Source organism: Streptococcus mitis, from assembly GCF_002005545.1.
GTDB lineage: Bacteria > Bacillota > Bacilli > Lactobacillales > Streptococcaceae > Streptococcus > Streptococcus mitis_I.
Genome location: NZ_LBMT01000001.1, coordinates 244,396 through 267,033, shown reverse-complemented (window position 1 = coordinate 267,033; position 22,638 = coordinate 244,396). Strand labels below are relative to the sequence as shown.

Below are 22,638 nucleotides of genomic sequence, written 5' to 3'. Positions count from 1 at the left end.
AAAGGAGAGGCTATGTCACACGATCATAACCACGATCACGAAGAACGTGAATTAATTACATTAGTAGATGAGCAAGGAAATGAAACCTTGTTTGAAATCCTTTTGACCATTGACGGAAAAGAAGAATTTGGTAAAAACTATGTTCTTCTAGTACCAGTTAACGCAGAAGAAGACGAAGACGGACAAGTTGAAATCCAAGCTTACTCATTCATCGAAAACGAAGATGGAACAGAAGGCGAATTGCAACCAATCCCAGAAGACTCAGAAGACGAATGGAACATGATTGAAGAAGTCTTCAACAGTTTTATGGAGGAGTGATACAGTCTGGGAGACTGTATCACCCCAACTCCCAGAAATTGGGAAGAGTTGGAACATCCAGTGGACGTTTTTAGCCTGACGCTAAAAATAAAAACCGTCAGTAAGTTTGGGGGATGTTTTTAGCCCAGCTCTTTGAAATAAAAAAGAGCTGGTAAGTCTGGGAGACTGTATCACTCCAACTCCTAGAAATTGGAAGAGTTGGAACATCCAGTGGATGTTTTTAGCCCAAGTTAATATTCATAGTTGCTAGTGATTAGCTAACCAGGTAAGAGGTCGGGACGAAAATCCTGGCCTCGTTTTTGTTAGTTATGAGACTTTATTGAGGCAGTTGATTGAACCTGTAATTAAGGAGATGTATATGTTTGAAGTAGAAGAATGGCTTCATAGTCGGATTGGTTTGAATTTTCGATCAGGTTTGGGCCGAATACAGCAAGCGGTGGATTTGTTGGGGAATCCCGAGAAGTCTTATCCTATTATCCACGTAACAGGAACTAATGGAAAAGGATCTACCATTGCTTTTATGAGGGAGTTATTTATGGGACATGGCAAAAAAGTTGCGACCTTTACCTCCCCTCATATCATTTCCATTAATGACCGAATCTGCATTAATGGGCGACCTATAGCAGACACAGACTTCATCCGTTTGGCTGAGCAGGTCAAGGAGATGGAGAAAACGCTTCTGCAAACCCATGATCAGTTGTCCTTTTTTGAATTGCTGACCTTGATTGCTTTTCTCTACTTTAGGGAGCGAGCGGTGGATTTGGTTTTACTAGAAGTGGGAATTGGTGGCTTACTTGATACGACCAATGTGGTAACCGGAGAGATTGCTATCATCACCTCCATCGGACTTGATCATCAGGAGACTCTGGGTGACAGTATAGCAGCAATTGCAGAGCAGAAAGCTGGCATTTTCAAAGCTGGTAAAAAGGCAGTGATTGCTAAGTTGCCTTCAGAAACTAGGCTTGTTTGTCAGAAAAAAGCCGAATCTTTAGCTGTTTCCCTTTATCAGGCAGGCCAGGAATTTTCAATGCTGAATGGGGATTTTTCAAGCTCTTTGGCTAACCTTTCACAGTTGAAAATAGGCTTAGAAGGAGCTTATCAGCAGGAAAATGCGGCCTTGGCGCTACAAACGTTTCTTCTCTTTATGAGAGAAGGAAAGGAAGTTGTTGATGAGCAGGTTGTAAGACAGGCTTTGGAGAAGACCCATTGGGCTGGGCGTTTGGAGCGTATTCGTCCTCAGATTTACTTGGATGGTGCTCATAACCTCCCTGCCTTGACTCGCTTGGTTGAGTTTATTAAAGAAAAAGAGCAGGAAGGATATCATCCTCAAATCCTATTTGGAGCCTTGAAACGGAAGGATTATCAAGGGATGTTGGCTTATCTGACTGAAAAATTGCCTCAGGTGGAACTCAAGGTGACCGGCTTTGACTATCAAGGTTCTCTGGACGAGACAGATGTAACAGGTTACGATGTAATTCCCTCTTACCGAGAATTTATCAGCAGTTTTGAAGAAAGAGCCGATACCAAGGACTTGTTATTCATTACAGGATCTCTCTATTTTATCTCAGAAGTACGGGGCTATCTACTGGGGCATGAGCAGATAAATTGACCTCTCTAGCAAGTCTTAGTCTCTTAGTAGCTTGTTCGCCAAGGACTCAACAGTTTCAACAGCCAGTAGCTCAACCGTAAACACAACAATCACAAGCAACAGCTTCATCTTCTACAGAAAATACAAATCAGGCAGCGACAAGTTCTTCACAAAATGCGCCCGAGGCTCAACCAACTAATATTGATGGAACTTATACTGGTCAGGACGAAGGAGACCGCATCACTTTAGTGGTAACTGAAACAACTGGTACTTGGACTCAGGTAGAAACTGACGGGGAACAAGAAATCAAGCAGGTTAGCTTCGACGCCGCTAATCAACGCATGATTATTGGTGATGATGTCAAGATTTATACAATCAATGGCAATCAGATGATTATCGACGATATGGATAGAGAAGCGTCTGATCGCATCGTTTTATCAAAATAGACTAGAAGGAGACTGGATTTTTCGGTCTCTTTTGCTTTTGCTCAGAAAAATGATTATAAATACTTGCCTTCTACCGAATACCTGAGTTATACTAGTTTTAATTACCTGTTTTTATCATTCAAAATATCAAGGAGGGGATATGAAATATAGAAAATTTCAATTATTGATGTCCAAGTATGGCTTTAGTCTTTCGATTATGCTGCTTGAACTGTGTCTTGTTTTTGGTCTCTTTCTTTATTTAGGGCGTATGGCCCCTATTCTATGGGTTATTCTCTTAATCTTTATGAGTATGGCGACCATTGTCGCTATTGTCAATCGCTCCATGGCGCCTGAAAGCAAAGTGATGTGGTTAGTGGTAACTTTTGTTCCTGTCATTGGCCCCTTGCTCTATCTGATGTTTGGTGAAAGGCGATTGTCCAAAAAAGAAATCAAGCAGTTGGATAAACTTGGTTCTATGCATTTTCGGGAGGATAACAGTAAAGCTCTCCGCCAGAAATTGAAGGAAGATGATAAGGCAGCTTACGGAGTTATCAAATCTTTGTTAAGTATGGATAGCAATGCCGATGTCTATAATCGAACAGACTCACAATTCTTTTCTTCGGGCGAAAGCATGTGGCAATATATGTTGGAAGATCTCAAGAAAGCTGAGAAATTTATCTTTCTGGAGTACTATATTGTCGAAGAAGGTTTGATGTGGAATAGCATACTAGACATACTAGAGCACAAGGCAGCTCAGGGTGTAGAGGTCAAGATGCTCTATGATGATATCGGCTGTATGGCGACTTTACCTGGAGACTATACTATTCAGCTTCGTAGTCGAGGAATTGAAGCCCATAAGTTTAACAAGGTGATTCCTCGCTTGACGGTGGCTTACAACAATCGGGACCATCGTAAAATCCTTGTCATAGATGGTCAGGTAGCCTATACAGGAGGCATTAACTTAGCCGATGAGTACATCAATCATGTAGAACGCTTTGGCTATTGGAAGGACAGTGGGATTCGCTTAGATGGCCCTGGTGTCAAGGCTCTCACCCGTCTCTTTTTGATGACTTGGTATATCAATCGTGGGGAAATCAGCGATTTTGACCAGTATCACTTGGAAAATCAGCCTTGTTCTGGCCAAGGGCTCTGCATTCCTTACGGTAGTGGACCCAAGCCCATCTTCCGTACTCAGGTAGGGAAAAAAGTCTATCAAAGTTTGATTAATCAGGCTACTGATTCAGTCTATATCACAACGCCCTATTTGATTATTGACTATGATTTAACAGAGAGTATTAAAAATGCGGCCATGAGGGGTGTTGATGTCCGCATTGTGACCCCTTTCATTCCGGATAAAAAATTAATCCAACTCATCACAAGAGGGGCCTATCCGGATTTGTTGTCAGCAGGAGTAAGGATTTTTGAGTATAGTCCAGGCTTTATCCACAGTAAACAAATCTTAGTGGATAAGGACTTTGCTGCAGTTGGAACCATTAACTTAGATTATAGAAGTTTGCTTCACCACTATGAAAATGCAGTCTTGCTATATAAAACAGAATCGATCACTGAGATTCAAAAAGATTTTCAAGAGATTTTTTCGGTATCGCAAGAAATTTTCCCTCATACGATAAAAAATAGCTGGTATCAAAAATTGATTAAGGAAATTGCCCAGTTATTCGCCCCTATCTTATAAGAAATCTAGGACTGAGGATACAAACCAGTCCTCTTTTTCTTGTCTTTTACGAATAAGAAGATGTAGGAGGGAAGATGCTGACTCAGAACGAATTAAACTATATCACGACATTTAAACAGACACATTTACACCGATTTCGGGAAATTGAAACCTTTGTGAAACTATGCAAAAAATCACTCAAACACCCATCGCAAGCTGACAATCCTAGGACTTTTTGATATACTAAGACAGATAAATTGAATAGGAGAAACGATATGAGTGTGTATGGTAGAGTAGAAGAAGTTCATCAGGAGAATAGTGAACCTCTAGAATACCAAATCGAACAAGAATCGCATCATCGTGAATCAAGTCGTCTTCCTTTGGTAAAAATCTTACTATGGAGTACGCTTGTAACAGGGATAACTCTAGGAGTACCGCTATTACTCGATTTAATGAGTGCACAGGAAGTGCAGGATTTTTATGCAGGTTGGGCCCTTCATCAGACAGGGAAGATTTACAGCGACTATTATGGAAGTCAAGGTTTGCTTTATTATTTGCTGACTTACGTGACTCAGGGCGGATTTTTCTTTGCCATTTTTGAGTGGTTAGCCTTGGTAGCAGGAGGATTTTTCCTCTTTCGATCGGCGGACACCTTGACAGAGCAAGGAGACCAAGCTGGACAACTGGTGACTATTTTTTACATGCTGGTTACAGGTCTTGCTTTTGGTGGAGGATATGCGACTCTTTTAGCGCTTCCTTTCTTATTCGCGGCCTTTAGTTTAGTTGCGGCTTACCTAAGTAATCCAAGCCATGATAAGGGATTTGTACGGATTGGGTTAGCTTTGGCAGGAGGATTTTTCTTTGCTCCCTTGGCCTCGCTCCTGTTTATTGCTGTAGTGAGTTTAGGCTTGTTGGTCTTTAACCTTGGGCATAGACGTTTTGCACATGGATTTTATCAGTTTCTTGCAGTGGCTTTAGGTTTCTCACTGGTCTTTTATCCAACTGCCTACTATAGTGTTGCAACAGGAAGTTTTGAGGATGCGATTAGTGGAATTTTGTATCCAATTCATTCCATTCGTTTGGTTTCTGTTTCGGCATTGATAGAAAATGTTTTGTTTTATGGGTTGTTGGCTCTTGGCATGGGAGTTTTGGTTTTTGTCTTTTTAGGTCTCTTTCAATCTAAATCCTCTAAACTATATGTCATCTCAGTGCCTGCGAGTTTGTTCCTAATTTTAGGTTTGGTAGTGATTTTCTTTACACAGGATCCTCTACATGCATCCCGTTTGATGCTCATTTTCCCTGTCTTTCTTCTGCTTTTAGTATCCAATATCAAGGGGCAACAGAGTGGTCGTAGCGTTAGAAGAAGACGCAGAGAAGAGCCTGTTAGTCTCTGGCATCGCTATACTAAGGGGAATCTTTACTTACCGATTTTAACTTTGTTATATCTTTTGGCTGTTCCTTTTTTGATGAGGTTTGTCCTTTATCCAGTACCTTATCAAGAACGTGAGCGTCTTGCTGATTTGGTGAAAGAGGAGACAAGTACGGAAGATGCTATCTATGCATGGGATGATACTGCAACTCTTTATCGTAAGAGTGAGCGCTTGTCGCCATCGGCTATTTTGTCCCCGATGCACTATACAGCAACTGAGGAAAACCGGAATAAGCTACTCAATGACTTGAAAGAAAAACAACCCAAGGTGATTGTGGTGAATGATAAGGTAGCAGTCTGGTCTGAAGTGGAAACAATCTTGAAAGAAAATTACCAACTAGTAAAGACTGATTACTCAGAATTCAAAGTCTATAAAATCAAATAACTAAATCAATATCTTGTGTATTTTTAAAAATTTTAGGATTTTTAACACAAGATATTGATTTTTCTTTTTAGAGTGGTATAATACTTTTTAGAAAGAACATTTTAGAAAAGAGCATGCATATGATTGCACTAGAAGAAAAAATTACAATTTTGCCAACTCTCTTCGTCGAGAAACGAGATGGGAGACGTGTTGTATTTGATGTGGACAAGATTGACAAAGCTCTCCACAAGGCGGCTGACAAGGTTATGGATGTGACACCCTTGGTTGAAAAGCGCCTCAATGCTCTGACCGAGCGAATTGTCACAGAAATTCATAGTCGCTTTCCACAGGGGGTTAAGATTTACGAAATTCAAAATATCGTAGAACATGAACTCCTTGAAGCAAAAGAATATGCCCTAGCTGAGGAGTATATTACTTATCGGACACAGAGGGATTTTGAGCGCTCAAAAGCGACGGATATCAACTTTAGTATCCATAAGCTTCTCAACAAAGACCAGGCAGTTGTCAATGAAAATGCTAATAAAGACAGCGATGTCTTTAATACCCAGCGTGATTTGACAGCAGGGATTGTTGGGAAATCAATCGGACTGCAAATGCTTCCTAAGCACGTAGCCAATGCCCACCAAAAGGGGGATATCCACTATCATGATTTGGACTACAGTCCCTATACACCTATGACCAACTGCTGTTTGATTGATTTCAAGGGTATGTTGGAAAATGGTTTTAAGATTGGAAATGCAGAGGTAGAAAGTCCCAAGTCTATCCAGACTGCGACAGCTCAGATTTCCCAAATTATCGCCAATGTTGCTTCTAGCCAGTACGGTGGCTGTTCAGCTGACCGTATTGATGAAGTTTTGGCGCCTTATGCAGAGAAGAATTACCAAAAACATCTCAAGGATGCAGAAGAATGGGTCTTGCCTGAAAAGCGGGAAGATTATGCCTGGAAGAAAACGCAAAAAGACATCTATGATGCCATGCAATCTCTTGAGTATGAAATCAACACCCTCTTCACTTCAAATGGGCAAACACCTTTCACTTCGCTAGGTTTTGGCCTGGGAACCAATCGTTTTGAGCGGGAAATTCAAAAAGCTATCTTGAACATCCGAATCAAGGGACTTGGTTCAGAACACCGCACAGCTATCTTCCCTAAACTTATCTTCACGCTAAAAAGAGGACTCAACTTAGAGGAAGGGACACCCAACTACGACATAAAGCAGTTGGCTCTAGAGTGTGCAACAAAACGGATGTACCCAGATGTTTTGTCCTATGATAAGATTGTTGAGTTGACAGGTTCTTTCAAAGTTCCTATGGGCTGCCGTTCGTTCCTCCAAGGATGGAAGGATGAGAATGGTGTTGAGGTTAATTCAGGTCGCATGAATCTGGGTGTTGTGACGGTTAACCTGCCTCGTATTGCTCTCGAGTCTGAGGGCGACATGAATAAGTTCTGGGAAATCTTCAACGAACGTATGAACATCGCTGAAGATGCTCTTGTTTATCGTGTCGAACGCACGAAAGAGGCGACGCCAGCCAATGCTCCTATCCTTTATCAATACGGTGCTTTTGGTCATCGTCTAGGTAAAGAAGAAAGTGTTGACCAGCTCTTTAAGAATCGTCGCGCAACTGTTTCGCTGGGTTACATCGGTTTGTACGAAGTAGCGACAGTCTTCTTTGGAAATAGCTGGGAACACAATCCAGAAGCCAAAGAATTCACGCTGGATATCATTCGTGATATGAAACGTCGTGTAGAAGAGTGGTCTGACCAATATGGCTATCATTTCTCTATCTACTCAACACCATCTGAAAGTTTGACAGATCGTTTCTGCCGACTAGATACAGACAAGTTTGGCTCTATTCCTGATATTACAGACAAGGAATACTACACCAATTCTTTCCACTACGATGTTCGTAAAAATCCAACACCGTTTGAAAAATTAGACTTTGAGAAAGTCTATCCAGAAGCAGGTGCATCAGGTGGTTTCATCCATTATTGTGAGTATCCAGTCCTTCAACAAAATCCAAAGGCCTTGGAAGCTGTCTGGGATTATGCCTATGACCGTGTGGGTTATCTGGGGACTAATACTCCAATTGACCGTTGCTACAAGTGTGACTTTGAAGGGGATTTTGAACCAACTGAGAGAGGATTTGCTTGTCCAAACTGTGGCAATAGCGACCCTAAAACAGTAGATGTGGTCAAACGAACTTGCGGCTATCTAGGCAATCCTCAAGCGCGTCCGATGGTTAATGGACGTCACAAGGAAATCGCTGCGCGTGTCAAACACATGAATGGCTCAACGATTAAAATGGCTGGTCATCAAGTAACCAATTAGAAAGAACTGAAATGGGAAAATATCAATTAGACGATAAGGGTCGAGCACAAGTGACCCGTTATCACGAGAAACACTCTAAAGGTGGAGCTGGTAAAAAAGAACGCTTGCTCAGCCTCAGAGAACAATTTTTAAATAAGAACAAGAAAAAATAAAAGTGATACTCAATGAAAATCAAAGAGCAAACTAGGAAGCTAGCCGCAGGTTGCTCAAAGCACTGCTTTGAGGTTGTAGATAAGACTGACGAAGTCAGTAACATATATCTACGGTAAGGTGACGCTGACGTGGTTTGAATTTGACTTTCGAAGAGTATGAGAGTCAGCTCTCGCTTTTCTCATAGTGGGAGGTAAGGATGGAATTACGCAGACCGACAATAGTAGATAGAGAAGCTGTTTTAGACATGATGGCAGAGTTTGAAAAGAGCCAATCAGCCCATGATGGTGGATTTTGGGATACAGAGAACTTTGTGTATGAAGGGTGGTTGGAAACAAATATGCAAAAAGAGATGGGAATAAACTTGCCTGAAAATCGTGTTCCTTCTATTCAATTTGTATCATTTGATGATGTAGGTCGTGCTCTAGGATTTTTGAATCTGCGATTGAGACTGAATGAGGGTTTACTGAATTATGCTGGCCACATTGGCTACTCCATTCGTCCATCAGAAAGAGGCAAAGGTTATGCTAAGGAAATTCTCCGTCAGGGCTTGAAAGTCGCTAAGGAAAAGAACATCAAGAAAGCTCTGGTGACCTGTAGTGTGAATAATCCTGCTAGTAGAGCAGTCATTCTAGCAAATGGTGGAATATGTGATGATGCTCGTAATGGAGTCGAGCGTTATTGGATAGAGGTAGCGAATGAATAATCCAAAACCACAAGAATGGAAAAGCGAGGAACTCAGTCAAGGGCGTATCATCGACTACAAGGCCTTTAACTTTGTAGATGGAGAAGGTGTGCGTAACTCTCTCTATGTATCAGGTTGCATGTTTCACTGTGAGGGTTGCTATAATGTTGCCACTTGGTCTTTTAATGCTGGCATTCCCTATACAGCAGAGCTAGAAGAACAAATCATGGCAGACCTTGCCCAGCCCTATGTTCAAGGCTTGACCTTGCTAGGAGGGGAACCCTTCCTCAATACGGGCATTCTCTTACCTCTCGTTAAACGCATTCGAAAGGAATTGCCAGAAAAAGATATCTGGTCCTGGACGGGCTACACTTGGGAAGAAATGATGTTGGAAACTCCAGATAAATTGGAACTCTTGTCGCTGATTGACATTCTTGTTGATGGACGATACGATCGAACTAAGAGAAATCTTATGCTTCAGTTCCGCGGATCTTCAAACCAAAGAATTATCGATGTGCAAAAATCTCTCAAAAGTGGGCAAGTAGTGATTTGGGATAAGCTTAATGACGGAAAAGAAAGCTATGAACAGGTGAAGAGAGAGTAACTTTCTTCTATAGAGAATAGTTAAATAAATGACCTATAAAAAAAGAAAACAGTTTCATTGTAAAAAAACGAAAAAACAGCAACAAATCCCTTGCAATCGCAGGGGCTTTGTGTTATTCTATTATGGTGCTGTAAATTACAGTCTTAGCTTTGATGCAAGAGGTTGCGACACGCTCGGTTGCATTGCCACGCAACTCCGCGTCGGTTTTCTTGTGGAGCTAGCCTATTATCTTAAATAGACGAAAAGGAGAAAAAGATGGCAAACAAAAAAATCCGTATCCGTTTGAAAGCTTACGAACACCGTACGCTTGATACAGCGGCTGCAAAAATCGTAGAATCAGCTACTCGTACAGGTGCACAAGTTGCGGGTCCAATCCCACTTCCAACTGAACGTAGCCTCTACACAATTATTCGTGCGACTCACAAATACAAAGACTCTCGCGAACAATTTGAAATGCGTACACACAAACGTTTGATCGATATCGTTAACCCAACTCAAAAAACAGTTGATGCGTTGATGAAATTGGATCTTCCAAGTGGTGTAAACGTAGAAATCAAACTTTAATCTAAAGCTTGATACCTTGAGCATAAAAAACGCTCGTTAAAAACTTTTTGAATAAAAAATATAGAAAAGGAACTATTTTCTCATGACAAAAGGAATCTTAGGGAAAAAAGTGGGAATGACTCAAATCTTCACTGAAGCTGGCGAATTGATCCCTGTAACAGTTATTGAAGCAACTCCAAACGTTGTTCTTCAAGTTAAAACTGTTGAAACAGACGGATACAACGCTATCCAAGTTGGTTTCGATGACAAACGCGAAGTATTGAGCAACAAACCTGCTAAAGGACATGTAGCGAAAGCTAACACGGCTCCTAAGCGCTTCATTCGTGAATTCAAAAACGTTGAAGGCTTGGAAGTTGGTGCTGAAATCACAGTTGAAACATTCGCAGCTGGAGACGTTGTTGACGTAACTGGTACTTCTAAAGGTAAAGGTTTCCAAGGTGTTATCAAACGCCACGGACAATCACGTGGACCAATGGCTCACGGTTCTCGTTACCACCGTCGTCCAGGTTCTATGGGACCTGTTGCACCTAACCGCGTATTCAAAGGTAAAAACCTTGCAGGACGTATGGGTGGCGACCGTGTAACAATTCAAAACCTTGAAGTTGTACAAGTTGTTCCAGAAAAGAACGTTATCCTTATCAAAGGTAACGTACCAGGTGCTAAGAAATCTCTTATCACTATCAAATCAGCAGTTAAAGCTGGTAAATAATAAGGAAAGGGGAATACAGTCAAAATGGCAAATGTAACATTATTCGACCAAACTGGTAAACAAGCTGGCGAAGTTGTTCTTAACGATGCAATCTTTGGTATCGAACCAAACCAATCTGTTGTGTTTGATGTGATCATCAGCCAACGTGCTAGCCTTCGTCAAGGAACTCACGCAGTTAAAAACCGCTCAGCTGTTTCAGGTGGCGGACGCAAACCATGGCGTCAAAAAGGAACTGGACGTGCTCGTCAAGGTTCTATCCGCTCTCCACAATGGCGTGGTGGTGGAATCGTCTTCGGACCAACTCCACGTAGCTATGCGTACAAACTTCCTCAAAAAGTTCGTCGCCTTGCGCTTAAATCTGTTTACTCAGAAAAAGTTGCTGAAAATAAATTTGTAGCCGTTGATTCTCTTGAATTTACAGCTCCAAAAACTGCTGAATTTGCAAAAGTTCTTGCAGCTTTGAGCATCGATTCTAAAGTCCTTGTTATTCTTGAAGAAGGAAACGAATTCGCAGCTCTCTCAGCTCGTAACCTTCCAAACGTGAAAGTTGCGACTGCTACAACTGCAAGTGTTCTTGACATCGCAAATAGTGACAAACTTCTTGTTACTCAAGCAGCTATCTCTAAAATCGAGGAGGTTCTTGCATAATGAATTTGTATGATGTTATCAAAAAACCTGTCATCACTGAAAGCTCAATGGCTCAACTTGAAGCAGGAAAATATGTATTTGAAGTTGACACTCGTGCACACAAACTTTTGATCAAGCAAGCTGTTGAAGCTGCTTTCGAAGGTGTTAAAGTTGCCAACGTTAACACAATCAACGTAAAACCAAAAGCTAAACGTGTTGGACGTTACACTGGTTTTACTAACAAAACTAAAAAAGCTATCATCACACTTACAGCTGATTCTAAAGCAATCGAGTTGTTTGCTGCTGAAGCTGAATAATCTAAGGAGGAAATATCGTGGGAATTCGTGTTTATAAACCAACAACAAACGGTCGCCGTAATATGACTTCTTTGGATTTCGCTGAAATCACAACAAGCACTCCTGAAAAATCATTGCTTGTTGCATTGAAGAGCAAGGCTGGTCGTAACAACAACGGTCGTATCACAGTTCGTCACCAAGGTGGTGGACACAAACGTTTCTACCGTTTGGTTGACTTCAAACGTAACAAAGACAACGTTGAAGCAGTTGTTAAAACAATCGAGTACGATCCAAACCGTTCTGCAAACATCGCTCTTGTACACTACACTGACGGTGTGAAAGCATACATCATCGCTCCAAAAGGTCTTGAAGTTGGTCAACGTATCGTTTCAGGTCCAGAAGCAGATATCAAAGTCGGAAACGCTCTTCCACTTGCTAACATCCCAGTTGGTACTTTGATCCACAACATCGAGTTGAAACCAGGTCGTGGTGGTGAATTGGTACGTGCTGCTGGTGCATCTGCTCAAGTATTGGGTTCTGAAGGTAAATACGTTCTTGTTCGTCTTCAATCAGGTGAAGTTCGTATGATTCTTGGAACTTGCCGTGCTACAGTTGGTGTTGTCGGAAACGAACAACATGGACTTGTAAACCTTGGTAAAGCAGGACGTAGCCGTTGGAAAGGTATCCGCCCAACAGTTCGTGGTTCTGTAATGAACCCTAACGATCACCCACACGGTGGTGGTGAAGGTAAAGCACCAGTTGGTCGTAAAGCACCATCTACTCCATGGGGCAAACCTGCTCTTGGTCTTAAAACTCGTAACAAGAAAGCGAAATCTGACAAACTTATCGTTCGTCGTCGCAACGAGAAATAATATTAAACTAGTCGCTTAAGCAACTAGTAAATCCGCCAGCTCGGTAGCGCTCCATGTGAGCGCAAGCCGCTGTGGTACAACATTTAAAGGAGAAAATATAAAAATGGGACGCAGTCTTAAAAAAGGACCTTTCGTCGATGAGCATTTGATGAAAAAAGTTGAAGCTCAAGCTAACGACGAAAAGAAAAAAGTTATTAAAACTTGGTCACGTCGTTCAACGATCTTCCCAAGTTTCATTGGTTACACTATCGCAGTTTATGACGGACGTAAACACGTACCTGTTTACATCCAAGAAGACATGGTAGGTCACAAACTTGGTGAATTTGCACCAACTCGTACTTACAAAGGTCACGCTGCAGACGACAAGAAAACACGTAGAAAATAAGGAGAACATAAATGGCAGAAATTACTTCAGCTAAAGCAATGGCTCGTACAGTACGTGTTTCACCTCGTAAATCACGTCTTGTTCTTGATAACATCCGTGGTAAAAGCGTAGCCGATGCAATCGCAATCTTGACATTCACTCCAAACAAAGCTGCTGAAATCATCTTGAAAGTTTTGAACTCAGCTGTAGCTAACGCTGAAAACAACTTTGGTTTGGATAAAGCTAACTTGGTAGTATCTGAAGCATTCGCAAACGAAGGACCAACTATGAAACGTTTCCGTCCACGTGCGAAAGGTTCAGCTTCACCAATCAACAAACGTACAGCTCACATCACTGTAGCTGTTGCAGAAAAATAAGGAGGTAAAATCGTGGGTCAAAAAGTACATCCAATTGGTATGCGTGTCGGCATCATCCGTGATTGGGATGCCAAATGGTATGCTGAAAAAGAATACGCGGATTACCTTCATGAAGATCTTGCAATCCGTAAATTCGTTCAAAAAGAACTTGCTGACGCAGCAGTTTCAACTATCGAAATCGAACGCGCAGTAAACAAAGTTAACGTTTCACTTCACACTGCTAAACCAGGTATGGTAATCGGTAAAGGTGGTGCTAACGTTGATGCACTCCGTGCAAAACTTAACAAATTGACTGGAAAACAAGTACACATCAACATCATCGAAATCAAACAACCTGATTTGGATGCTCACCTTGTAGGTGAAGGTATTGCTCGTCAATTGGAGCAACGTGTTGCTTTCCGTCGTGCACAAAAACAAGCAATCCAACGTGCAATGCGTGCTGGAGCTAAAGGAATCAAAACTCAAGTATCAGGTCGTTTGAACGGTGCAGATATCGCCCGTGCTGAAGGATACTCTGAAGGAACTGTTCCACTTCACACACTTCGTGCAGATATCGATTACGCTTGGGAAGAAGCAGATACTACATACGGTAAACTTGGTGTTAAAGTATGGATCTACCGTGGTGAAGTTCTTCCAGCTCGCAAAAACACTAAAGGAGGTAAATAACCAATGTTAGTACCTAAACGTGTTAAACACCGTCGTGAATTCCGTGGAAAAATGCGCGGTGAAGCAAAAGGTGGAAAAGAAGTAGCATTCGGTGAATACGGTCTTCAAGCTACAACTAGCCACTGGATCACTAACCGCCAAATCGAAGCTGCTCGTATCGCCATGACTCGTTACATGAAACGTGGTGGTAAAGTTTGGATTAAAATCTTCCCACACAAATCATACACTGCTAAAGCTATCGGTGTGCGTATGGGATCTGGTAAAGGGGCACCTGAAGGTTGGGTAGCACCAGTTAAACGTGGTAAAGTGATGTTCGAAATCGCTGGTGTATCTGAAGAGATCGCTCGCGAAGCACTTCGTCTTGCTAGCCACAAATTGCCAGTTAAATGTAAATTCGTAAAACGTGAAGCAGAATAAGGAGAAGGCATGAAACTTAATGAAGTAAAAGAATTTGTTAAAGAACTTCGTGGTCTTTCTCAAGAAGAACTCGCGAAGCGCGAAAACGAATTGAAAAAAGAATTGTTTGAACTTCGTTTCCAAGCTGCTACTGGTCAATTGGAACAAACAGCTCGCTTGAAAGAAGTTAAAAAACAAATCGCTCGTATCAAAACAGTTCAATCTGAAGCGAAATAATAGACTAGGGAAGGAGAAATTTCAATGGAACGCAATAATCGTAAAGTTCTTGTTGGACGTGTTGTATCTGACAAAATGGACAAGACAATCACAGTTGTAGTTGAAACAAAACGTAACCACCCAGTCTATGGTAAACGTATTAACTACTCTAAAAAATACAAAGCTCATGATGAAAACAATGTTGCCAAAGAAGGCGATATCGTACGTATCATGGAAACTCGCCCGCTTTCAGCTACAAAACGTTTCCGTCTTGTAGAAGTTGTTGAAGAAGCGGTCATCATCTAATCAAACCTGAAAGGAGAAAACTGAAATGATTCAAACAGAAACTCGTTTGAAAGTCGCAGACAACAGCGGTGCTCGCGAAATCTTGACTATCAAAGTTCTTGGTGGTTCAGGACGTAAATTTGCAAACATCGGTGATGTTATCGTGGCATCTGTAAAACAAGCTACTCCTGGTGGTGCGGTTAAAAAAGGTGACGTTGTTAAAGCAGTTATCGTTCGTACTAAATCAGGTGCTCGTCGTGCTGATGGTTCATACATCAAATTTGACGAAAACGCAGCAGTTATCATCCGTGAAGACAAAACTCCTCGCGGAACACGTATCTTTGGCCCAGTTGCACGTGAATTGCGTGAAGGTGGCTTCATGAAGATCGTGTCACTTGCTCCAGAAGTACTTTAATTTTTAGAAACAAACTAGTCCCCTGGATTTACCTCCAGGGTGCCCTTATGGGCGTAAGAAAAATCAAGGAGAAACCTAATGTTTGTAAAAAAAGGCGACAAAGTTCGCGTAATCGCTGGTAAAGATAAGGGAACAGAAGCTGTTGTCCTTACTGCCCTTCCAAAAGTAAACAAAGTTATCGTTGAAGGTGTTAACATCGTTAAGAAACACCAACGTCCAACTAACGAACTTCCTCAAGGTGGTATCATCGAGAAAGAAGCAGCTATCCACGTATCAAACGTTCAAGTTTTGGACAAAAATGGTGTAGCTGGTCGTGTTGGTTACAAATTTGTAGACGGTAAAAAAGTTCGCTACAACAAAAAATCAGGCGAAGTGCTTGATTAATCACGAAGGAAAGGAGAAGTATAATGGCAAATCGTTTAAAAGAAAAATATCTTAATGAAGTAGTTCCTGCTTTGACAGAACAATTCAACTACTCATCAGTGATGGCTGTGCCTAAAGTAGATAAGATCGTTTTGAACATGGGTGTTGGTGAAGCTGTATCAAACGCTAAAAGCCTTGAAAAAGCTGCTGAAGAATTGGCGCTTATCTCAGGTCAAAAACCACTTATCACTAAAGCTAAAAAATCAATCGCCGGCTTCCGTCTTCGTGAAGGTGTTGCGATCGGTGCAAAAGTTACCCTTCGTGGTGAACGTATGTACGAATTCTTGGATAAATTGGTTTCAGTTTCACTTCCACGTGTACGTGACTTCCACGGTGTTCCAACAAAATCATTTGATGGACGCGGAAACTACACACTTGGTGTGAAAGAACAATTGATCTTCCCAGAAATCAACTTCGATGACGTTGACAAAACTCGTGGTCTTGACATCGTTATCGTAACAACTGCTAACACTGACGAAGAGTCACGTGCATTGCTTACAGGCCTTGGAATGCCTTTTGCAAAATAATATAGGAGGTAAATCTAATGGCTAAAAAATCAATGATTGCTAAGAACAAACGTCCAGCGAAGTTCTCTACTCAAGCTTATACTCGTTGTGAAAAATGTGGTCGTCCACATTCAGTTTACCGCAAATTTAAACTTTGCCGTGTTTGCTTCCGTGAATTAGCTTACAAAGGACAAATCCCTGGTGTAACAAAAGCATCTTGGTAATTTAAGATATCAAGGACGTCAAAACTCTAAGTGAAAATAGGAAATTTGACGAAGAAACTGAAGTTTCTTGGATAGTTTATCTTTTTCACACAGAGTTTAGCCCGGGTTCAGTTGGACTTGCCAATTTGAACACGAGCTACAGCTTTGGCAAAAAAGACCAATTTTCTTTGGAGCATCGCTCCTGCATCAAATTGCCTATTTTTGCTCTTGCTGTTACGCTCTTTGTATCATGTATTAACTAGCAAGTGCAACTTGCAAACTACTAGTAAGAGGAGAAAAACAAAATGGTTATGACTGACCCAATCGCAGACTTCCTAACTCGTATTCGTAACGCTAACCAAGCTAAACACGAAGTACTTGAAGTACCTGCATCAAACATCAAAAAAGGGATTGCTGAAATCCTTAAACGCGAAGGTTTTGTAAAAAACGTTGAAATCATCGAAGATGACAAACAAGGCATCATCCGTGTATTCCTTAAATACGGACCAAACGGTGAAAAAGTTATCACTAACTTGAAACGTGTTTCTAAACCAGGACTTCGTGTCTACAAAAAACGTGAAGATCTTCCAAAAGTTCTTAACGGACTTGGAATTGCTATCCTTTCAACTTCTGAAGGTTTGCTTACTGATAAAGAAGCACGCCAAAAGAATGTTGGTGGAGAAGTTATCGCTTACGTTTGGTAATGTTTAGCTCCCAATTTCTTTGTGACTCTTCGTTATCGTCTCTTGCCTAACCCAAAGTTATGCCTGCGAGACGATGCCTAGATTCACTTTGAAATTGAAACTAAATGTTCCTTTAAATCGAGAAATCGATTTAACCCCGTGAAAACTGGCCGTTCTGGCCTGACAATTTAACAGGAGAAAATAAACATGTCACGTATTGGTAATAAAGTTATCGTGTTGCCTGCTGGTGTTGAAATCACTAACAATGACAACGTTGTAACTGTAAAAGGACCTAAAGGAGAACTTACTCGTGAGTTCTCAAAAGATATTGAAATCCGTGTGGAAGGTACTGAAGTAACTCTTCACCGTCCAAACGATTCAAAAGAAATGAAAACTATCCACGGAACTACTCGTGCCCTTTTGAACAACATGGTTGTTGGTGTATCAGAAGGATTCAAGAAAGAACTTGAAATGCGCGGGGTTGGTTACCGTGCACAACTTCAAGGATCTAAACTTGTTTTGGCTGTTGGTAAATCTCATCCAGACGAAGTTGAAGCTCCAGAAGGAATTACTTTTGAACTTCCAAACCCAACAACAATTGTTGTTAGCGGAATTTCAAAAGAAGTAGTTGGTCAAACAGCTGCTTACGTACGTAGCCTTCGTTCACCAGAACCATATAAAGGTAAAGGTATCCGTTACGTTGGTGAATTCGTTCGCCGTAAAGAAGGTAAAACAGGTAAATAATGTTGAGTGGTTGATTCTCAACCACCAACCTATTTTCCAACTTTGTGCATAGCACACGATTTAAAACTAAAGAGGTGAAAACTGTGATTTCAAAACCAGATAAAAACAAACTCCGCCAAAAACGCCACCGTCGCGTTCGCGGAAAACTCTCTGGAACTGCTGATCGCCCACGTTTGAACGTATTCCGTTCTAATACAGGCATCTACGCTCAAGTGATTGATGACGTAGCGGGTGTAACGCTCGCAAGTGCTTCAACTCTTGACAAAGAAGTTTCAAAAGGAACTAAAACTGAACAAGCCGTTGCTGTCGGTAAACTCGTTGCAGAACGTGCAAACGCTAAAGGTATTTCAGAAGTGGTGTTCGACCGCGGTGGATATCTATATCACGGACGTGTGAAAGCTTTGGCTGATGCAGCTCGTGAAAACGGATTGAAATTCTAATAGGAGGACACTAGAAAATGGCATTTAAAGACAATGCAGTTGAATTAGAAGAACGCGTAGTTGCTGTCAACCGTGTTACAAAAGTTGTTAAAGGTGGACGTCGTCTTCGTTTCGCAGCTCTTGTTGTTGTTGGTGACCACAACGGTCGCGTAGGATTTGGTACTGGTAAAGCTCAAGAAGTTCCAGAAGCAATCCGTAAAGCAGTAGATGATGCTAAGAAAAACTTGATCGAAGTTCCTATGGTTGGAACAACAATTCCACACGAAGTTCTTTCAGAATTCGGTGGAGCTAAAGTATTGTTGAAACCTGCTGTAGAAGGTTCTGGAGTTGCCGCTGGTGGTGCAGTTCGTGCCGTTGTGGAATTGGCAGGTGTGGCAGATATTACATCTAAATCACTTGGTTCTAACACTCCAATCAACATTGTTCGTGCAACTGTTGAAGGTTTGAAACAATTGAAACGCGCTGAAGAAGTTGCTGCCCTTCGTGGTATTTCAGTTTCTGATTTGGCATAAGAAAGGGGATAAAATGGCTCAAATTAAAATTACTTTGACTAAGTCTCCAATCGGACGCATTCCATCACAACGTAAAACTGTTGTAGCACTTGGACTTGGCAAATTGAACAGCTCTGTTATTAAAGAAGATAACGCTGCTATCCGTGGTATGATCACAGCAGTATCTCACTTGGTAACAGTTGAAGAAGTAAACTAATGAATTTTTAGGGGATGTGCACTATACCATCCCCTAAAACTAGATATAGTCATCTATGATGACGTCGTATAGGCGAGTTGATGGGGGAGACAACCTTTTCTCCCTTATCGGCGCTAGCATTTTACAAAAGAGGAGAAAATAAAAATGAAACTTCATGAATTGAAACCTGCAGAAGGTTCTCGTAAAGTACGTAACCGCGTTGGTCGTGGTACTTCATCAGGTAACGGTAAAACATCTGGTCGTGGTCAAAAAGGTCAAAAAGCTCGTAGCGGTGGCGGAGTTCGCCTTGGTTTTGAAGGTGGACAAACTCCATTGTTCCGTCGTCTTCCAAAACGTGGATTTACTAACATCAACGCTAAAGAATACGCAATTGTGAACCTTGACCAATTGAACGTCTTTGAAGATGGTGCTGAAGTTACTCCAGTTGTTCTTATCGAAGCAGGAATTGTTAAAGCTGAAAAATCAGGTATTAAAGTTCTTGGTAACGGTGAGTTGACTAAGAAATTGACTGTGAAAGCAGCTAAATTCTCTAAATCAGCTGAAGAAGCTATCACTGCTAAAGGTGGTTCAGTAGAAGTCATCTAAGAGAGGTGACCTATGTTTTTTAAATTATTAAGAGAAGCTCTTAAAGTCAAGCAAGTTCGATCAAAAATTTTATTCACAATTTTTATCGTTTTGGTCTTTCGTATCGGAACTAGCATTACAGTTCCTGGTGTGAATGCCAATAGCTTGAATGCTTTAAGTGGATTATCCTTCTTAAACATGTTGAGCTTGGTCTCAGGGAATGCCATGAAAAACTTCTCAGTTTTTGCTCTTGGTGTTAGTCCCTACATTACGGCCTCTATCGTTGTCCAACTCTTGCAAATGGATATTTTACCCAAATTTGTAGAGTGGGGTAAACAAGGGGAAGTAGGTCGAAGAAAATTAAATCAAGCTACTCGTTATATTGCTCTTGTTCTAGCCTTTGTGCAATCTATCGGGATTACAGCTGGTTTTAATACTTTGGCTGGAGCTCAATTGTTGAAAACAGCTCTTACTCCACAAGTCTTTATCATGATTGGTATCATCTTAACAGCTGGTAGTATGATTGTGACTTGGTTGGGAGAGCAAATTACAGATAAGGGATACGGAAATGGTGTTTCTATGATTATCTTTGCCGGGATTGTTGCCTCAATTCCAGAGATGATTCAGGGCATCTATGTGGACTACTTTGTGAACGTCCCAAGTAGCCGTATCAACTCATCTATCATTTTCGTAATCATTTTGATTATTACTGTATTGTTGATTATTTATTTTACAACTTATGTTCAACAAGCAGAATACAAAATTCCAATCCAATATACTAAGGTTGCACAAGGTGCTCCATCTAGCTCTTACCTTCCTTTGAAGGTAAACCCTGCTGGAGTTATCCCTGTTATCTTTGCAAGTTCGATTACTGCAGCGCCTGCGGCTATTCTTCAGTTTTTGAGCGCCACAGGTCATGATTGGGCTTGGGTAAGAACAGCACAAGAAATGCTGGCAACAACTTCACCAACTGGTATTGCCATGTATGCTTTGTTGATTATTCTCTTTACATTCTTCTATACGTTTGTACAGATTAATCCTGAAAAAGCGGCAGAAAACTTACAAAAGAGCGGTGCTTATATCCACGGAGTTCGTCCTGGTAAAGGTACAGAAGAATATATGTCTAAACTTCTTCGTCGTCTTGCAACTGTTGGTTCTCTCTTCCTAGGTGTGATTTCTATTTTACCGATCGTAGCAAAAGATGTTTTCGGACTTTCAGAGGCAGTTGCTTTTGGAGGAACCAGTCTTTTGATCATTATCTCTACAGGTATTGAAGGAATCAAACAATTGGAAGGTTACCTATTGAAACGTAAGTATGTTGGTTTCATGGACAGAACAGAATAAAAGCATTTACTGAGTCAGTAAATGCTGAGGGAGTGGAGGTTTAACTCTAACATTAGTGAGAGTTTGGTCTCCCCTCTTCTATTTTGTTTTTAAATAGGGGTGAAAAGACTTTTTGCTTCTATTTAAAAATAAAATAAGGAGATCAAATCATGAATCTTTTGATTATGGGCTTACCTGGTGCAGGTAAGGGAACTCAAGCAGCAAAAATCGTAGAACAATTCCATGTTGCACATATCTCAACAGGTGATATGTTCCGCGCTGCAATGGCAAATCAAACTGAAATGGGTGTTCTTGCTAAGTCATACATTGACAAGGGTGAATTAGTTCCTGATGAAGTTACAAATGGAATCGTAAAAGAACGTCTTTCACAAGATGATATTAAAGAAACAGGATTCTTATTGGATGGTTACCCACGAACAATTGAACAAGCTCATGCCTTGGACAAAACATTGGCTGAACTTGGCATTGAACTAGAAGGTGTCATCAACATTGAAGTGAATCCAGATAGCCTCTTGGAACGTTTGAGTGGTCGTATCATCCACCGCGTAACTGGAGAAACTTTCCACAAGGTCTTTAACCCACCAGTTGACTATAAAGAAGAAGATTACTACCAACGTGAAGATGATAAGCCTGAGACAGTAAAACGTCGTTTGGATGTGAATATTGCTCAAGGAGAACCAATCATTGCTCACTACCGTGCCAAAGGTTTGGTTCATGACATCGAAGGTAATCAAGATATCAATGATGTCTTCTCAGATATCGAAAAAGTATTGACAAATTTGAAATAAAGCGTTTTTCACACTTGCAAAAATCCGCTACAAATGTTATACTAAGATAGTCTGACTTATAATTGTTGTCTCTGTGTCTAGAGGCATCGAATCGAAATTTATGGAGGTGCTTTTGCGTGGCAAAAGACGATGTGATTGAAGTTGAAGGCAAAGTAGTTGATACAATGCCGAATGCAATGTTTACGGTTGAACTTGAAAATGGACATCAGATTTTAGCAACAGTTTCTGGTAAAATTCGTAAAAACTATATTCGTATTTTAGCGGGAGATCGTGTTACTGTCGAAATGAGTCCATATGACTTGACACGTGGACGTATCACTTACCGCTTTAAATAATCGAAAAACTTGGAGGGATAAGAAATGAAAGTAAGACCATCGGTCAAACCAATTTGCGAATACTGTAAAGTTATTCGTCGTAATGGTCGTGTTATGGTAATTTGCCCAGCAAATCCAAAACACAAACAACGTCAAGGATAAGATAGAAAGGAGAAAACATGGCTCGTATTGCTGGAGTTGACATTCCAAATGACAAACGCGTAGTAATCTCATTGACTTATGTTTATGGTATCGGACTTGCAACATCTAAGAAAATTTTGGCTGCTGCTGGAATCTCAGAAGATGTTCGTGTACGTGATCTTACATCAGATCAAGAAGATGCTATCCGTCGTGAAGTGGATGCAATCAAAGTTGAAGGTGACCTTCGTCGTGAAGTAAACTTGAACATCAAACGTTTGATGGAAATCGGTTCATACCGTGGTATCCGTCACCGTCGTGGACTTCCTGTCCGTGGACAAAACACTAAAAACAACGCTCGCACTCGTAAAGGTAAAGCTGTTGCGATTGCTGGTAAGAAAAAATAATATAGG

Annotated in this window: 34 protein-coding genes and 1 pseudogene; all 35 read left to right on the top strand. The window is 41.1% G+C overall.

Annotation, left to right across the window (positions count from 1 at the left end; translation table 11 throughout):
* Window positions 1-12 precede the first annotated feature (12 nt).
* The 35 genes and pseudogenes from QS39_RS01320 (at window position 13) to rpsM (ending at window position 22,632) form a co-directional block, all read left to right on the top strand.
* Window positions 13-318 carry a DUF1292 domain-containing protein gene (locus tag QS39_RS01320; RefSeq protein ID WP_000017620.1) on the top strand — a complete coding sequence of 102 codons (306 nt, stop codon included), beginning with the start codon at window positions 13-15 and terminating at the stop codon, window positions 316-318.
* A 358-nt stretch (window positions 319-676) separates the two neighbouring features.
* The gene (locus tag QS39_RS01315) at window positions 677-1,927 is read left to right on the top strand and encodes a folylpolyglutamate synthase/dihydrofolate synthase family protein (protein ID WP_077804400.1); all 1,251 of its coding nucleotides are present in this window, start codon (window positions 677-679) and stop codon (window positions 1,925-1,927) included.
* Window positions 1,924-2,352: pseudogene (locus QS39_RS01310) on the top strand (SP_0198 family lipoprotein). Before QS39_RS01315 ends, QS39_RS01310 begins: the two are co-directional and overlap by 4 nt.
* Before the next feature lie 139 nt (window positions 2,353-2,491).
* Window positions 2,492-4,024, top strand: coding sequence for a cardiolipin synthase (gene cls, locus QS39_RS01305; protein ID WP_077804399.1), 1,533 nt, complete (start codon window positions 2,492-2,494; stop codon window positions 4,022-4,024).
* A 254-nt stretch (window positions 4,025-4,278) separates the two neighbouring features.
* On the top strand, window positions 4,279-5,817 hold the full coding sequence (locus QS39_RS01295) for a damage-inducible protein CinA (RefSeq protein WP_077804398.1): 1,539 nt from the start codon (window positions 4,279-4,281) through the stop codon (window positions 5,815-5,817).
* A gap of 119 nt (window positions 5,818-5,936) precedes the next feature.
* Complete coding sequence (gene nrdD / locus QS39_RS01290) at window positions 5,937-8,144, top strand: anaerobic ribonucleoside-triphosphate reductase (RefSeq protein WP_173253816.1); 2,208 nt, start codon at window positions 5,937-5,939, stop codon at window positions 8,142-8,144.
* A gap of 11 nt (window positions 8,145-8,155) precedes the next feature.
* Complete coding sequence (locus tag QS39_RS01285; RefSeq protein WP_000521621.1) at window positions 8,156-8,296, top strand: hypothetical protein; 141 nt, start codon at window positions 8,156-8,158, stop codon at window positions 8,294-8,296.
* Between the two features lie 197 nt (window positions 8,297-8,493).
* Window positions 8,494-9,000: a GNAT family N-acetyltransferase gene (locus QS39_RS01275; RefSeq protein WP_077804396.1), complete on the top strand. Its 507-nt coding sequence runs from the start codon at window positions 8,494-8,496 to the stop codon at window positions 8,998-9,000.
* Window positions 8,993-9,583 carry an anaerobic ribonucleoside-triphosphate reductase activating protein gene (gene nrdG / locus QS39_RS01270; RefSeq protein WP_060805947.1) on the top strand — a complete coding sequence of 197 codons (591 nt, stop codon included), beginning with the start codon at window positions 8,993-8,995 and terminating at the stop codon, window positions 9,581-9,583. The genes QS39_RS01275 and nrdG overlap by 8 nt, the downstream gene beginning before the upstream one ends.
* A gap of 255 nt (window positions 9,584-9,838) precedes the next feature.
* Window positions 9,839-10,147, top strand: a complete 309-nt coding sequence (gene rpsJ / locus QS39_RS01265) for a 30S ribosomal protein S10 (protein ID WP_001284513.1) — start codon at window positions 9,839-9,841, stop codon at window positions 10,145-10,147.
* Window positions 10,148-10,229: 82 nt separating this feature from the next.
* Entirely contained in the window at window positions 10,230-10,856 is a 627-nt protein-coding gene (rplC, locus tag QS39_RS01260; RefSeq protein ID WP_000160197.1) for a 50S ribosomal protein L3, read from the top strand.
* A 24-nt stretch (window positions 10,857-10,880) separates the two neighbouring features.
* On the top strand, window positions 10,881-11,504 hold the full coding sequence (gene rplD, locus QS39_RS01255; protein ID WP_000024549.1) for a 50S ribosomal protein L4: 624 nt from the start codon (window positions 10,881-10,883) through the stop codon (window positions 11,502-11,504).
* The gene (locus QS39_RS01250; RefSeq protein WP_001055347.1) at window positions 11,504-11,800 is read left to right on the top strand and encodes a 50S ribosomal protein L23; all 297 of its coding nucleotides are present in this window, start codon (window positions 11,504-11,506) and stop codon (window positions 11,798-11,800) included. Before rplD ends, QS39_RS01250 begins: the two co-directional genes overlap by 1 nt.
* Window positions 11,801-11,817: 17 nt before the next feature.
* The gene (gene rplB, locus QS39_RS01245; RefSeq protein ID WP_000512911.1) at window positions 11,818-12,651 is read left to right on the top strand and encodes a 50S ribosomal protein L2; all 834 of its coding nucleotides are present in this window, start codon (window positions 11,818-11,820) and stop codon (window positions 12,649-12,651) included.
* A gap of 103 nt (window positions 12,652-12,754) precedes the next feature.
* The gene (gene rpsS, locus QS39_RS01240) at window positions 12,755-13,036 is read left to right on the top strand and encodes a 30S ribosomal protein S19 (protein ID WP_000533766.1); all 282 of its coding nucleotides are present in this window, start codon (window positions 12,755-12,757) and stop codon (window positions 13,034-13,036) included.
* An 11-nt stretch (window positions 13,037-13,047) separates the two neighbouring features.
* Complete coding sequence (gene rplV / locus QS39_RS01235; RefSeq protein ID WP_000818137.1) at window positions 13,048-13,392, top strand: 50S ribosomal protein L22; 345 nt, start codon at window positions 13,048-13,050, stop codon at window positions 13,390-13,392.
* A gap of 12 nt (window positions 13,393-13,404) precedes the next feature.
* A complete protein-coding gene (gene rpsC, locus QS39_RS01230) occupies window positions 13,405-14,058 on the top strand; it encodes a 30S ribosomal protein S3 (protein ID WP_000529936.1) in 654 nt (217 codons plus the stop codon).
* A 3-nt stretch (window positions 14,059-14,061) separates the two neighbouring features.
* A complete protein-coding gene (gene rplP / locus QS39_RS01225; protein WP_000960946.1) occupies window positions 14,062-14,475 on the top strand; it encodes a 50S ribosomal protein L16 in 414 nt (137 codons plus the stop codon).
* Window positions 14,476-14,484: 9 nt separating this feature from the next.
* Window positions 14,485-14,691: a 50S ribosomal protein L29 gene (rpmC, locus tag QS39_RS01220; protein ID WP_000772918.1), complete on the top strand. Its 207-nt coding sequence runs from the start codon at window positions 14,485-14,487 to the stop codon at window positions 14,689-14,691.
* Window positions 14,692-14,715: 24 nt separating this feature from the next.
* Window positions 14,716-14,976: a 30S ribosomal protein S17 gene (rpsQ, locus tag QS39_RS01215; protein WP_000440801.1), complete on the top strand. Its 261-nt coding sequence runs from the start codon at window positions 14,716-14,718 to the stop codon at window positions 14,974-14,976.
* Between the two features lie 25 nt (window positions 14,977-15,001).
* Window positions 15,002-15,370 carry a 50S ribosomal protein L14 gene (gene rplN, locus QS39_RS01210; protein ID WP_000616545.1) on the top strand — a complete coding sequence of 123 codons (369 nt, stop codon included), beginning with the start codon at window positions 15,002-15,004 and terminating at the stop codon, window positions 15,368-15,370.
* Window positions 15,371-15,448: 78 nt separating this feature from the next.
* Window positions 15,449-15,754: a 50S ribosomal protein L24 gene (rplX, locus tag QS39_RS01205; RefSeq protein ID WP_000497691.1), complete on the top strand. Its 306-nt coding sequence runs from the start codon at window positions 15,449-15,451 to the stop codon at window positions 15,752-15,754.
* A 23-nt stretch (window positions 15,755-15,777) separates the two neighbouring features.
* Entirely contained in the window at window positions 15,778-16,320 is a 543-nt protein-coding gene (rplE, locus tag QS39_RS01200; protein WP_000013542.1) for a 50S ribosomal protein L5, read from the top strand.
* A 17-nt stretch (window positions 16,321-16,337) separates the two neighbouring features.
* Window positions 16,338-16,523, top strand: coding sequence for a type Z 30S ribosomal protein S14 (locus QS39_RS01195; RefSeq protein WP_001085697.1), 186 nt, complete (start codon window positions 16,338-16,340; stop codon window positions 16,521-16,523).
* A 284-nt stretch (window positions 16,524-16,807) separates the two neighbouring features.
* On the top strand, window positions 16,808-17,206 hold the full coding sequence (gene rpsH, locus QS39_RS01190; protein WP_000245504.1) for a 30S ribosomal protein S8: 399 nt from the start codon (window positions 16,808-16,810) through the stop codon (window positions 17,204-17,206).
* Between the two features lie 186 nt (window positions 17,207-17,392).
* The gene (rplF, locus tag QS39_RS01185; RefSeq protein ID WP_000086626.1) at window positions 17,393-17,929 is read left to right on the top strand and encodes a 50S ribosomal protein L6; all 537 of its coding nucleotides are present in this window, start codon (window positions 17,393-17,395) and stop codon (window positions 17,927-17,929) included.
* An 83-nt stretch (window positions 17,930-18,012) separates the two neighbouring features.
* Complete coding sequence (rplR, locus tag QS39_RS01180) at window positions 18,013-18,369, top strand: 50S ribosomal protein L18 (protein WP_000624044.1); 357 nt, start codon at window positions 18,013-18,015, stop codon at window positions 18,367-18,369.
* A 17-nt stretch (window positions 18,370-18,386) separates the two neighbouring features.
* On the top strand, window positions 18,387-18,881 hold the full coding sequence (rpsE, locus tag QS39_RS01175) for a 30S ribosomal protein S5 (RefSeq protein ID WP_000874202.1): 495 nt from the start codon (window positions 18,387-18,389) through the stop codon (window positions 18,879-18,881).
* Window positions 18,882-18,894: 13 nt separating this feature from the next.
* Window positions 18,895-19,077, top strand: coding sequence for a 50S ribosomal protein L30 (rpmD, locus tag QS39_RS01170; RefSeq protein WP_000057241.1), 183 nt, complete (start codon window positions 18,895-18,897; stop codon window positions 19,075-19,077).
* A 144-nt stretch (window positions 19,078-19,221) separates the two neighbouring features.
* Window positions 19,222-19,662 carry a 50S ribosomal protein L15 gene (rplO, locus tag QS39_RS01165; RefSeq protein WP_000766088.1) on the top strand — a complete coding sequence of 147 codons (441 nt, stop codon included), beginning with the start codon at window positions 19,222-19,224 and terminating at the stop codon, window positions 19,660-19,662.
* A gap of 12 nt (window positions 19,663-19,674) precedes the next feature.
* The gene (secY, locus tag QS39_RS01160) at window positions 19,675-20,985 is read left to right on the top strand and encodes a preprotein translocase subunit SecY (protein ID WP_000465403.1); all 1,311 of its coding nucleotides are present in this window, start codon (window positions 19,675-19,677) and stop codon (window positions 20,983-20,985) included.
* Between the two features lie 149 nt (window positions 20,986-21,134).
* Window positions 21,135-21,773 carry an adenylate kinase gene (locus QS39_RS01155; protein ID WP_001050436.1) on the top strand — a complete coding sequence of 213 codons (639 nt, stop codon included), beginning with the start codon at window positions 21,135-21,137 and terminating at the stop codon, window positions 21,771-21,773.
* Window positions 21,774-21,889: 116 nt separating this feature from the next.
* On the top strand, window positions 21,890-22,108 hold the full coding sequence (infA, locus tag QS39_RS01150) for a translation initiation factor IF-1 (RefSeq protein WP_001029883.1): 219 nt from the start codon (window positions 21,890-21,892) through the stop codon (window positions 22,106-22,108).
* A gap of 24 nt (window positions 22,109-22,132) precedes the next feature.
* Window positions 22,133-22,249 carry a 50S ribosomal protein L36 gene (gene rpmJ / locus QS39_RS01145; protein ID WP_001808836.1) on the top strand — a complete coding sequence of 39 codons (117 nt, stop codon included), beginning with the start codon at window positions 22,133-22,135 and terminating at the stop codon, window positions 22,247-22,249.
* A 17-nt stretch (window positions 22,250-22,266) separates the two neighbouring features.
* On the top strand, window positions 22,267-22,632 hold the full coding sequence (gene rpsM / locus QS39_RS01140) for a 30S ribosomal protein S13 (protein WP_000090781.1): 366 nt from the start codon (window positions 22,267-22,269) through the stop codon (window positions 22,630-22,632).
* Window positions 22,633-22,638: the final 6 nt, after the last annotated feature.

Coding starts and splice junctions, on each gene's coding strand:
- QS39_RS01320 (WP_000017620.1), top strand. CDS start 13: ATGTCACACGATCATAACCACGATCACGAAGAACGTGAATTAATTACA.
- QS39_RS01315 (WP_077804400.1), top strand. CDS start 677: ATGTTTGAAGTAGAAGAATGGCTTCATAGTCGGATTGGTTTGAATTTT.
- cls (WP_077804399.1), top strand. CDS start 2,492: ATGAAATATAGAAAATTTCAATTATTGATGTCCAAGTATGGCTTTAGT.
- QS39_RS01295 (WP_077804398.1), top strand. CDS start 4,279: ATGAGTGTGTATGGTAGAGTAGAAGAAGTTCATCAGGAGAATAGTGAA.
- nrdD (WP_173253816.1), top strand. CDS start 5,937: ATGATTGCACTAGAAGAAAAAATTACAATTTTGCCAACTCTCTTCGTC.
- QS39_RS01285 (WP_000521621.1), top strand. CDS start 8,156: ATGGGAAAATATCAATTAGACGATAAGGGTCGAGCACAAGTGACCCGT.
- QS39_RS01275 (WP_077804396.1), top strand. CDS start 8,494: ATGGAATTACGCAGACCGACAATAGTAGATAGAGAAGCTGTTTTAGAC.
- nrdG (WP_060805947.1), top strand. CDS start 8,993: ATGAATAATCCAAAACCACAAGAATGGAAAAGCGAGGAACTCAGTCAA.
- rpsJ (WP_001284513.1), top strand. CDS start 9,839: ATGGCAAACAAAAAAATCCGTATCCGTTTGAAAGCTTACGAACACCGT.
- rplC (WP_000160197.1), top strand. CDS start 10,230: ATGACAAAAGGAATCTTAGGGAAAAAAGTGGGAATGACTCAAATCTTC.
- rplD (WP_000024549.1), top strand. CDS start 10,881: ATGGCAAATGTAACATTATTCGACCAAACTGGTAAACAAGCTGGCGAA.
- QS39_RS01250 (WP_001055347.1), top strand. CDS start 11,504: ATGAATTTGTATGATGTTATCAAAAAACCTGTCATCACTGAAAGCTCA.
- rpsS (WP_000533766.1), top strand. CDS start 12,755: ATGGGACGCAGTCTTAAAAAAGGACCTTTCGTCGATGAGCATTTGATG.
- rplV (WP_000818137.1), top strand. CDS start 13,048: ATGGCAGAAATTACTTCAGCTAAAGCAATGGCTCGTACAGTACGTGTT.
- rplP (WP_000960946.1), top strand. CDS start 14,062: ATGTTAGTACCTAAACGTGTTAAACACCGTCGTGAATTCCGTGGAAAA.
- rpmC (WP_000772918.1), top strand. CDS start 14,485: ATGAAACTTAATGAAGTAAAAGAATTTGTTAAAGAACTTCGTGGTCTT.
- rpsQ (WP_000440801.1), top strand. CDS start 14,716: ATGGAACGCAATAATCGTAAAGTTCTTGTTGGACGTGTTGTATCTGAC.
- rplN (WP_000616545.1), top strand. CDS start 15,002: ATGATTCAAACAGAAACTCGTTTGAAAGTCGCAGACAACAGCGGTGCT.
- rplX (WP_000497691.1), top strand. CDS start 15,449: ATGTTTGTAAAAAAAGGCGACAAAGTTCGCGTAATCGCTGGTAAAGAT.
- rplE (WP_000013542.1), top strand. CDS start 15,778: ATGGCAAATCGTTTAAAAGAAAAATATCTTAATGAAGTAGTTCCTGCT.
- QS39_RS01195 (WP_001085697.1), top strand. CDS start 16,338: ATGGCTAAAAAATCAATGATTGCTAAGAACAAACGTCCAGCGAAGTTC.
- rpsH (WP_000245504.1), top strand. CDS start 16,808: ATGGTTATGACTGACCCAATCGCAGACTTCCTAACTCGTATTCGTAAC.
- rplF (WP_000086626.1), top strand. CDS start 17,393: ATGTCACGTATTGGTAATAAAGTTATCGTGTTGCCTGCTGGTGTTGAA.
- rpsE (WP_000874202.1), top strand. CDS start 18,387: ATGGCATTTAAAGACAATGCAGTTGAATTAGAAGAACGCGTAGTTGCT.
- rpmD (WP_000057241.1), top strand. CDS start 18,895: ATGGCTCAAATTAAAATTACTTTGACTAAGTCTCCAATCGGACGCATT.
- rplO (WP_000766088.1), top strand. CDS start 19,222: ATGAAACTTCATGAATTGAAACCTGCAGAAGGTTCTCGTAAAGTACGT.
- secY (WP_000465403.1), top strand. CDS start 19,675: ATGTTTTTTAAATTATTAAGAGAAGCTCTTAAAGTCAAGCAAGTTCGA.
- QS39_RS01155 (WP_001050436.1), top strand. CDS start 21,135: ATGAATCTTTTGATTATGGGCTTACCTGGTGCAGGTAAGGGAACTCAA.
- rpmJ (WP_001808836.1), top strand. CDS start 22,133: ATGAAAGTAAGACCATCGGTCAAACCAATTTGCGAATACTGTAAAGTT.
- rpsM (WP_000090781.1), top strand. CDS start 22,267: ATGGCTCGTATTGCTGGAGTTGACATTCCAAATGACAAACGCGTAGTA.